Genomic DNA, 8,914 nt, shown 5'->3' on the forward strand with positions numbered 1-8,914 from the left:
AAGAAGGAGAAATAAGTAGCAATGAAAAGTGAGTTAATTGGAATTGGTCGCGCCGTGTACTTGGAGACTTGTTCGCACGGTGCCAAGGGGACGAAGCGAGAGTAATCTTGCCGATTTACCCAATCATAAAACACTAGCAATGTGCCATGACAAAAGCCAGCCTCAAGATTTACCACAGTCACCGGGCTGGCTTTGAATCCCCTATAAAAGAAGACCTGATTTATTATGACTTATGCAAATCGCCTACATCCGTGGGCAATCGTTCGCCTGTTGCCCAAGATGCAACGGGTTGTTGTTCGTCGGTTCCGCAACCGTTCCAATGCGGAGGGCCATATGCAAGCTCTGAAAAGGCTGATGCCGGATGCTAAATTCGTGATTGTTTTTGATTTAGGTGAGCCTATCGGTGAAGAATCGTAGGGTTGACCAGGAGTAGGGAATGGTTGAAGGTTAGAGGGTTGAAGGTTGAAGGTTGTTCGCGTAGCGTGGCCTATTGGCCAAGGTTAGTAGCGTAGGGTGTGTTAGGGGCGGGCTTGCCGTGATGTTGAACCTCGTAGCCAGTGTTGGGATAGCCCGCACCGTAACGCACCAGCCAAGGGATGACCGGGAGTAGTGTAGGGTGTGTTAGGGGCGGGCTTGCTCTGATGTTAAACCTCGTAGCCAGTGTTGGGATAGCCCGCACCGTAACGCACCAGCCAAGGGTTCGCTGTCAGGATTCATCAAGCTGACTGCTGACAGCTGATTGCTCAATACTTACCCCGACTCCCGACTCCCGATTCCCGACTCCCGATTCCCGACTCCCGATTCCCTACTCTCCACCCATAGAACGCCAATTACCAGAAGGAATAAAACTCGCCCAATAAATGGGATGCTGATACTCTGGACTTCCTAGCATTTGCAACTGAATCCTTCGCAAAGCCTCAGAACGCCCTTGGTTATCCTGCAATCCTTGATAATAAGACACCATTAGATACTTCGTCATCTGATCATCCACGTTCCACAAACTAATGACTTGGCTTTCTGATCCGGCAATTACCAACGCTCGACGCAACCCATAGATTCCTTCTCCAGCACTGATATTGCCTAAGCCAGTATTACAAGCTGATAACACCACTAGCTTTGTACCTGATAAATTTAATCCCGTTGCTTCTAAGGCTGTAAAGATGCCATCTTCTAGATCATTGTCTGGCTGGTTGTTGTTAATTCCTGCTAATGCTAACCCTGAGCTAAGTAAGGCATTATCCCCTGACGTAAACTCTTCCGAATCAGGTCTTTCTTGGAAGAAACCATGGGTAGCAATATGTAGTATTCTCGGACGAGTAACCTGTTTTAATGCTGCTTCATTAGCTTCAGCACCCAACAACGGCTCTACACCCAGCATCTTTGCGATCGCATTTACTTCCTCAAGAGCACCAGGTAAAGGGGATAAGCTCAACTCGGAAGGATTGAATTGACGTAAGCTGCGAGTTGCTACTATCTGGTTTTCCTCCCCAAGGGCAGTAGTTTGAGCGGAATTCTCAAAATCTGGTGCTCCCAAAAGTACTGGTTGGGTGAGCTTGGGATTAGGATTGGATAATCTCAGTAAATCCCTACCGGAAGTGAGGTAAGTAAAACCATAGCTTTCTACTAAATACCGGTTGTCTTCATCTACTAAAGCTTCAAAGGGGATCAGGTTGAGGTAGCCGTCTGGAGACAGTAAAATCCTGCGGCTATCTCCCAACAAAGGACGGACTTTCGCCATCAGCTTCTGATCCACATTGCGGGCTGCTTGTTTTACCTTAGGGGTGGGAAGATATACGGTTTGAAGGGATAATTCAAGTATCTCCCACAGAGGTTTCAACCCATCTACTTCCCCTAAATCAATGCCTTGGGGTGCGCCTTGAGAACGGAGTACATAGGCGGCATAACGGGGATTACCAAAGCTACTCTTTTGGGGATTGTAGGGTTTGTACTCTACAAATTCTACCAGTGCCGTATCCAATGGAATCAGTTGTTGAATAGTTTCGATGGTGACTGGTTGATTGATTTGGGCAAATTCACGACTGCGCCGACTAATTTTTGCGACTAGTTGCTGTTCCTGATTAGTTAATTCATCGAGTTGATTACGATATTCTTCAAGGGGAAGATTCTCTGGTCGGTTGTAGGTCAGGTTAGCAAGTTGGGTGCGAGTATTGTTTAGTTGGTCTAGTAATTTTTGGCTTTGGAAATCTAAGCGTTTACGCAACAGTTGCTGACTATGGGTCAAGAAATCGAGTAAACGACCTTTTCGACGTAGGATAGTTGTTAACGCTAGACCAGCTGCTCTTTCATCATCAGGAGCTGAGTAATGGTGTAGAGAAATAGCTCTATCTCTTGTGCCAGAAATAGTTTTGATGTAGTCTCGTTTTTGCTTTTCAGCACCAGCGACCAGATTACGTTCTAGATTGAGTTCTTGGATGTCTAATCCTGCTTCGAGAAACTCTAGGGCTTGCTCAATGTTTCCTTGACTGTGATGTAAAATAGCTAAATTATTGAGGTTGGTAGCCACAGATGGGTGTTCCTTGCCCAGCAACCGTCTCCACATCTTCAAAGATTGGGTATACAAGGGTTCCGCCTGTTGGTACCTTCCCATAGCTTGGTAGAGTGCCGCTAGATTATTGAGGCTTAATGCCACATCTGGGTGTTCATCCCCCAGCAACCGTCTATACATCTCCAAAGCTTGAGTATACAAGGGTTCCGCCTGTTGGTATCTTCCCATGGATTGGTAGAGTCCCGCCAGATTATTGAGGCTGGCTGCCACATCAGGGTGTTCGTCCCCCAGCAACCGTCTATACATCTCCAAGGATTCGGTATACAAGGGTTCCGCCTGTTGGTACCTTCCCATGGATTGGTAGAGTAAAGCCAGATTATTGAGACTTTTTGCCACATCTGGGTGTTCTTTACCCAGTAACAGTCTCCACATCTCCAAGGCTTGGGTATACAAGGGTTCAGCCTGTTGGTACCTTCCCATTAATTGGTAGAGTGCCGCCAGATTATTGAGGCTTTTTGCCACATCTGGGTGTTCCTGCCCCAGTAACCGTCTGTTCATCTCCAAGGATTGGGTATACAAAGGTTCCGCCTGTTGGTATCTTCCCATTGATTGGTAGAGTAAAGCCAGATTATTCAGGCTGGTTGCCACATTTGGGTGTTCTTTACCCAGTAACCGTCTCCACATCTCCAAGGCTTGGGTTAACAAGGGTTCGGCCTGTTGGTACCTTCCCATTAATTGGTAGAGGAACGCCAGATTATTGAGGCTTTTTGCGAGATCAGGGTGTTGGTTCCCCAGTAACCGTCTCCACATCTCCAATGCTTGAGTATACAAGGATTCCGCCTGTTGGTATCTTCCCATTAATTGGTAGAGTGCCGCCAGATTATTGAGGCTGGTAGCCACATCAGGGTGTTCGTCCCCCAGCAACCGTCTATACATCTCCAATGCTTGAGTATACAAGGGTTCCGCCTGTTGGTACCTTCCCATTAATTGGTAGAGTAAAGCCAGATTATTGAGGCTTTTTGCCACATCTGGGTGTTCTTTACCCAGTAACCGTCTGTTCATCTCCAAGGCTTGGCTATACAAGGGTTCGGCCTGTTGGTACCTTCCCATTAATTGGTAGAGTGCCGCCAGATTATTGAGGCTGGTAGCCACATCAGGGTGTTCCTGCCCCAGCAACCGTCTATACATCTCCAAGGCTTGGGTATACAAGGGTTCCGCCTGTTGGTATCTTCCCATTGATTGGTAGAGTAAAGCCAGATTATTGAGAATTTTTGCCACATCAGGGTGTTCCTGCCCCAGCAACCGTCTATACATCTCCAAGGCTTGGGTATACAAGGGTTCGGCCTGTTGGTACCTTCCCATGGATTGGTAGAGTAAAGCCAGATTATTGATGCTAATTGCCACATCAGGGTGTTCGTCCCCCAGCAACCGTCTCGTCATCTCCAAGGCTTCGGTTAACAAGGGTTCGGCCTGTTGGTACCTTCCCATAGCTTGGTAGAGTGCCGCCAGATTATTGATGCTAATTGCCACATTTGGGTGTTCGTTACCCAGCAACTGTCTCCACATTTCCAAGGCTTGGGTTAACAAGGGTTCCGCCTGTTGATACCTTCCCATGGATTGGTAGAGTAAAGCCAGATTATTGAGGCTTGATGCCACAGATGGGTGTTCGTTCCCCAGCAACCGTCTGTTCATCTCCAAGGCTTCGGTATACAAGGGTTCTGCCTGTTGATACCTTCCCATGGATCGATAGAGTCCCGCCAGATTATTCAGGCTTTCTGCCAGATCTCGGTGTTCATCCCCCAGCAACCGTCTTCTCATCTCCAACCCTTGGATATACAAGGGTTCAGCTTGTTCGTAGCTTCCCATGGATTGGTAAAGTAAAGCTAGATTATTCAGGCTTTCTGCCACATCTGGGTGTTCATCCCCCAGCAACCGTCTTCTCATCTCCAAGGCGTCGGTTAACAAGGGTTCAGCTTGTTCGTAGCTTCCCATGGATTGGTAAAGTACCGCGAGATTATTCAGGCTTTCTGCCACATCTGGGTGTTCATCCCCCAGCAACCGTCTTCTCATCTCCAAGGCGTCGGTTAACAAGGGTTCAGCTTGTTCGTACTTTCCTATTTCACGATAGAGTTCCGCCAGATTATTCAGGCTTTCTGCCACATCTGCGTGTTCTTCACCGAGCACTTGCTGTCGAATCCTCAAAGCTTCCTGGGCGAGGGGAATCGCTTCGGAGTATTTCCCTTGCTCATTAAGATCAATGACTTGTTGAGTCAGTTGCTTAGCTTTGGTTAGTTGTTCTTGTGCTGACTCCTGTTGTTGGGTAATGGTAGTTTGTCCCACAGTGGCCTGGGGCGTAATTAGTCCTACTGAGATCAAACTAACTAGAGCTGTTGCCCAAATTGTTGGCCGTTTTGGTTTATTTAAACTCATAGAAGCACCTACACAGAATTAATTCCCTATTCCCTGTTCCCTGTTGCCTTTCCTAAATTATGAACCTTTGCCAAGCAACTATTCCGGTCACGATCATTCTTGCTCCCCAAGGAGCAGAATATCAAGCAATTTGTCGAGGAATCAAGCAGATTACTGGTCGTCCATTACCTCTGATTCTATCTATTCCGATAGGAGAAGAGCCTGTAACTAAGTATCTAGAAACATGGTTACAAACCACCACAAATTTTCCTGAGCACTCCCCACCTAAAGTACTACTGATGGGATTGTGTGGCAGCTTATCTCCTAACTATTCCGTTGGTGATATTGTTGTGTATAACGATTGTGTTGCTATCCAGCGAAACCAAGATAGACCTGAACCACTGGTGCAACAGTGCTGTAGCCAACTGACTAGCTTAGTTCAGCAGCAACTGGGCAACAAGGCTAATTTAGTCAGAGGATTGAGTAGCGATCGCATAATTTGCTCTAGCTTAGAAAAGCGTCAACTGGGTCAGAGCTACCAAGCTGATGTAGTTGATATGGAAGGATTTGCTACCCTATCGGTACTTAATCCCAAAGGATTTGCTGTAGCAATGGTAAGAGTAATTAGTGATGATAGCAACTACAATATCCCAGACCTCACCCCAGCGATTAGTGCTGATGGGTCACTGAAACCCTTGCCCTTAGCCATGGGTATGCTAAAGCAACCAATAGCAGCTACTAGACTAATTCGAGGTTCCCTACGAGGGTTGAAAGTCTTAGAGGAATTAAGTATTAGACTTTTCTCTAACCGTCAAGCCTCAACAACAGAAGCCTGATTGGAACAACTGGGAGTAAGATTGAATCGCTGTTAATCAGGAAAATAAGATTCGTCTTCGTATAAGTAATCAGTAATTAGTGAATATGGCATCAAAAGGCTTTCCCATCTTTATTGTATCTATGCTCAAGTCAATCATTGTTCTAGGAGGGCGTCATTGGTGGCTCTCTTTTTTATTGTGGATGGTTCTAATCGCACCAGTTCAGGCAGCGCTAGAACTGCGGGTAGCGGTTGAGCAGGGAGTCAAACAGGTAACCTTGGGGAGTTCCACCACAGCCATTGTCCGAGATGGGACAGGTCAAGCCGTGGGAGACTTAAAAGCCATGGCAGGTATGACTGCGGAAACTAACGGTAGTGGGATCAAGTTAGGTCAGTGGCAAGGGAAATCCCTCTGGATTGAACCGAAAGACAATGGTTATGTTTGGATAGGCGATCGCTGGTACCGGGGACGCACTCGACTGGTTAGTTCTGACAATAAGTTAACAGCAGTCAACCATGTTGATTTAGAACACTATCTCTATAGTGTGATTGGTGCAGAAATGAGTCCCAGTTGGCCGATAGAAGCCTTGAAAGCCCAAGCAGTAGCGGCTCGTTCCTATGTGCTCCATCAGCGGAGCAAATCCAAGAGTGATATCTATGATGTGGGGGATACCCAGCGTTGGCAAGTTTACAAAGGTCTAAATAGCGAAACAGTAACCACCCATCAAGCGGTTAATGCCACAGCGGGACAGATAATGACGTATGGTAATAAAGTGATTCTGGCTGTTTTCCATGCTGCCTCTGGAGGACATACAGAAAATGTAGAAGATATTTGGTGGAGTGAACCCATTCCTTACCTACAGGGTGTACCTGATTACGATCAGGGCACACCAGTCTACCAGTGGACAAAAACCTTTTCTGCTAGTCAACTGAGCCAGAAGATTCCTGGTGTTGGTAATATTATCGCCATGACCCCAGTGGAGAGGACACCCCGAGGCAGGGTGATCACTCTTAAAGTAGAAGGCAGTAGGAATACAAAGACTATTAAGGGCAAGGAATTACGCAAAATCCTAGGTCTGAAAAGTAGGCTGTTTACGGTGTCTAAAACCGAAAATGGTTTCCAATTCAACGGTCGTGGTTATGGTCACGGATTGGGGTTAAGTCAGTGGGGAGCCTACAACTTATCCCGTCGGGGATTGAATTACCTACAAATTTTGAGTCACTATTATTCTAGTGCTCAACTATCCCAGATGGATTGATATCAAATAGCAAAGGGAACAGCGGATCTGGGAATAGGGAATAGGGAGTAGGGAGTAGGGAGTAGGGAGTAGATAACTTCAGATCACGAAACTTCTGAGAGGTTGTCTGAGAAGTCTCATTTGCTACATCCAAGCCCCCGTTGGTCCCCCAATTCTGGGGGACTTTTAGAAGCAAATTGACTCTTCCCCCAAAGTTGGGGGGTCAGGGGGGCAAAATTCAGTATCAAAAAACTTTTCAGATATCCTCTGAGTTCCCTGTTCCCTACAATCCACAACTTTCGTAACTCACCCTATTTAAAACGGCTATCTACTTTATGACTAACTCAAATTATAATCCATTAGTTAAGGTATTAAACAACTGGATTTTATCACTATTCATAATCTTAACTATTGTTGTTACCTTACTCTCCATAACTAGCTATTTTTTTAGAGATAACATCTACTTAGAATTAACTACTAATTTTAAACATCAATATCTGGTATTAGGGGCGTTACCATTAAGTTATTTTGCCCTAACTCGCCGTAAACTTTGGTTGATAGTCACGTTATTTTGCTTATTAATTAACTTGACAGAAATCATTCCTTGGTATATACCTAAACTAAGCTTTGGCGCTTCCGGTGAACCCATGGGTCTGTTTCTGTTCAATGTCTCGTTTTCCAATACCCAGTATGGTGATGCTATTGCTCTGGTGAAAGAAGAAAAGCCGACTATTGCTGCTTTTTTAGAAGCTAAAGACCCTTGGCCTAAACAATTAGAAGCTTTAAGAGAGGTTTTACCCTATAATATCAGTATTCCAGAACTTCAGATTGAAGTATACAGTCGTTTACCATTACAAGAATCAGAAATTCTGGAATACGGAAAATATCGTGGTCTGGTCAAATTAGATTTAAGCATTGCTGGGGCAGACGCTTCAGTCATTGTTACTCACTCCTATCCACAATTTTATTTTGGAAAGCAAGAGGATTTTGGAAACCAAGGGGATTTTGGCAAGCAAGATGATTTGGAAAAGCAAGGTTGGCAGTGGCGCAATCAAGATTTAGAAGAAGAGATTGGGGATTATATCAGACAAATTGAAAAACCAGTGGTGCTAATTGGTGATTTAAACGTTACGATGTGGTCACCCTACTATAAAAGTCTAATTGAAAGTTCGGGATTGCGTGACGCTCGTGCTGGGTTTGGGATTCTACCAACTTTATCAAAATTTTCACCAGCCAACCCTTGGTTAGCTATTCCTGTAGACCACTGTTTAGTCAGTCCAGATGTTAAGGTGATCAAGATGAGAACTGGCCCTGATCTTGGTTCAGATCATCTCCCGGTAATTACTGATATAGCGCTACGGGCAAGTCAGAAGTCAGAAGTCAGAAGTCAGAAGTCAGAAGTTAGAAGTCAGAAGTTAGAAGTTAGAAGTCAGAAGTCAGAAGTTAGAAGTCAGATTTTGAATCAAATCTGAGTTACGTCACCGCCTCGTTCGCACAGCGTGGCCGTTCGCGTAGCGTGGCCAAAAGGCCAAAAGGCCAAGGCCAAAGCCTGTGCCACAAAGCTGACCACTGACAGCTGACCACTGACAGCTGACGGCTGACGGCTGTCTGCTTAGTAATTAGTGATTTATATCAAGATTCTGAGTAGCTCCTAACTCTAAACGCTGTTCCCACTCCCCATCAATTTGATCTTTCCTTTCGATATCCTGATCCAATAAATCCTTCTCACTGCTATAAACCAAATCTTCTTCCCGAATCACATTTTGAGCGGCAAACTGTTCCGCATAGGCAATCTTGTTCTGTAAAGCCTGATCAGCGTTATTAAGTGCGATCGCATTTTCCTGCCGTTCTTGATTCTGAGCTTCAATCTGGTTCTTTTTCCACTGAACCCAGAAATATCGAAGCAACGGTATGGCCAAGAATCCTACGCCATAAGCCAATAACAGA

The 8,914-nt window shown here is 45.5% G+C and carries 6 protein-coding genes and 1 pseudogene; 4 read left to right on the forward strand and 3 right to left on the reverse strand.

Going from position 1 to position 8,914, the window contains the following annotated elements; genetic code table 11:
• Positions 1-225: 225 nt before the first annotated feature.
• Complete coding sequence (locus F6K37_RS24955; protein ID WP_287252854.1) at positions 226-417, forward strand: hypothetical protein; 192 nt, start codon at positions 226-228, stop codon at positions 415-417.
• A gap of 388 nt (positions 418-805) precedes the next feature.
• Here the strand turns inward: F6K37_RS24955 and F6K37_RS24960 are convergent, their stop codons facing one another.
• Positions 806-4,936 (reverse strand): CHAT domain-containing protein, encoded by a 4,131-nt coding sequence (locus tag F6K37_RS24960; RefSeq protein WP_287252858.1) that lies wholly within the window; start codon positions 4,934-4,936, stop codon positions 806-808.
• Positions 4,937-4,995: 59 nt separating this feature from the next.
• Here F6K37_RS24960 and F6K37_RS24965 point away from each other — a divergent pair, with 59 nt between their 5' ends.
• Both F6K37_RS24965 and F6K37_RS24970 read left to right on the forward strand, forming a co-directional pair.
• Positions 4,996-5,751 (forward strand): 5'-methylthioadenosine/S-adenosylhomocysteine nucleosidase family protein, encoded by a 756-nt coding sequence (locus tag F6K37_RS24965; RefSeq protein WP_287252860.1) that lies wholly within the window; start codon positions 4,996-4,998, stop codon positions 5,749-5,751.
• Between the two features lie 85 nt (positions 5,752-5,836).
• On the forward strand, positions 5,837-6,988 hold the full coding sequence (locus tag F6K37_RS24970) for a SpoIID/LytB domain-containing protein (RefSeq protein ID WP_502887774.1): 1,152 nt from the start codon (positions 5,837-5,839) through the stop codon (positions 6,986-6,988).
• On the opposite strand, the gene F6K37_RS24975 is transcribed toward F6K37_RS24970, so the two are convergent.
• The gene (locus tag F6K37_RS24975) at positions 6,960-7,121 is read right to left on the reverse strand and encodes a hypothetical protein (RefSeq protein ID WP_154659976.1); all 162 of its coding nucleotides are present in this window, start codon (positions 7,119-7,121) and stop codon (positions 6,960-6,962) included. The genes F6K37_RS24970 and F6K37_RS24975 overlap by 29 nt on opposite strands.
• Positions 7,122-7,302: 181 nt before the next feature.
• Here F6K37_RS24975 and F6K37_RS24980 point away from each other — a divergent pair, with 181 nt between their 5' ends.
• Positions 7,303-8,439: an endonuclease/exonuclease/phosphatase family protein gene (locus F6K37_RS24980; protein ID WP_287252865.1), complete on the forward strand. Its 1,137-nt coding sequence runs from the start codon at positions 7,303-7,305 to the stop codon at positions 8,437-8,439.
• Between the two features lie 147 nt (positions 8,440-8,586).
• Here the strand turns inward: F6K37_RS24980 and F6K37_RS24985 are convergent.
• Positions 8,587-8,914, reverse strand: a pseudogene (locus F6K37_RS24985) (hypothetical protein); the annotation flags it as partial.

Origin of the sequence: Moorena sp. SIO4E2, assembly GCF_010671945.1 — a bacterium.
Lineage (GTDB): Bacteria > Cyanobacteriota > Cyanobacteriia > Cyanobacteriales > Coleofasciculaceae > Moorena > Moorena producens.

What these genes read in the sequence shown, in the direction of transcription:
- F6K37_RS24955 (WP_287252854.1), top strand. Translation starts at nt 226, where the DNA reads ATGACTTATGCAAATCGCCTACATCCGTGGGCAATCGTTCGCCTGTTG.
- F6K37_RS24960 (WP_287252858.1), bottom strand. Translation starts at nt 4,936, where the DNA reads ATGAGTTTAAATAAACCAAAACGGCCAACAATTTGGGCAACAGCTCTA.
- F6K37_RS24965 (WP_287252860.1), top strand. Translation starts at nt 4,996, where the DNA reads ATGAACCTTTGCCAAGCAACTATTCCGGTCACGATCATTCTTGCTCCC.
- F6K37_RS24970 (WP_502887774.1), top strand. Translation starts at nt 5,837, where the DNA reads ATGGCATCAAAAGGCTTTCCCATCTTTATTGTATCTATGCTCAAGTCA.
- F6K37_RS24980 (WP_287252865.1), top strand. Translation starts at nt 7,303, where the DNA reads ATGACTAACTCAAATTATAATCCATTAGTTAAGGTATTAAACAACTGG.